Origin of the sequence: Stenotrophomonas sp. 278 (assembly GCF_003935715.1) — a bacterium.
Taxonomy (GTDB): Bacteria; Pseudomonadota; Gammaproteobacteria; order Xanthomonadales; family Xanthomonadaceae; genus Stenotrophomonas; species Stenotrophomonas maltophilia_AH.
Window position 1 is genome coordinate 1 of sequence record NZ_RHPP01000311.1, and the last position, 722, is coordinate 722.

General features: G+C 67.5%; 1 protein-coding gene. It reads left to right on the forward strand.

The genetic code is table 11. The features are described from left to right. Nucleotides 1–610 (forward strand): methyl-accepting chemotaxis protein (locus EGJ34_RS21890; protein WP_260477103.1); only part of this gene is annotated, 610 nt, incomplete at its 5' end. Nucleotides 611–722 lie beyond the last annotated feature (112 nt).

Sequence of the window (722 nt, forward strand, 5' to 3'; positions counted from 1 at the left end):
TCTGGCCGCCGAGGCCTCCGACGTGGCCGCCCAGGGCGGTGCTGCGGTGGCGCAGGTGGTGCAGACCATGGCCGGCATCGAGGCGTCCTCGCACCGCATCGCCGACATCACTGCGGTGATCGACGGCATCGCCTTCCAGACCAACATCCTGGCGTTGAACGCGGCGGTGGAAGCGGCGCGTGCCGGCGAAGAAGGTCGTGGTTTTGCGGTGGTGGCCTCGGAAGTGCGCGCGCTGGCGCAGCGTTCGGCCAGCGCAGCCAAGGAAATCAAGGGGCTGATCGAGGCTTCGGTGGCCCAGGTGGCCGACGGTAGTGAACTGGCCAGCCAGGCGGGGCAGACCCTGCAGCGCGTGGTGGCATCGGTAAGCGAGCTGGGTGGGCTGATCGAAGAGATCGCCAACGCCAGCCAGGAACAGGCGGCAGGGATCGAGCAGGTCAACCAGAGCATCGTGCAGATGGATGGTGTGACCCAGCAGAACGCTGCCCTCGTCGAGGAGGCTTCGGCCGCTGCGCGTGCTCTCAACGCGCAGTCGTCCGAGCTGCAGCAATCGGTCGGGCAATTCCGCCTGGCCGACGCGCAGCCCGCGCGCAAGGAGCGCGTCGCGGCCTGATCGGGTGCGGTGGCGTCTGTGGTTGGGGAGCTGCAGGAGAGTGTCCGTATTTTTGTGTTCGGGCGACGTGGGCTGTCTTTTGACAGCCCGGCTTCTCAGTAAGGGCTCCGGA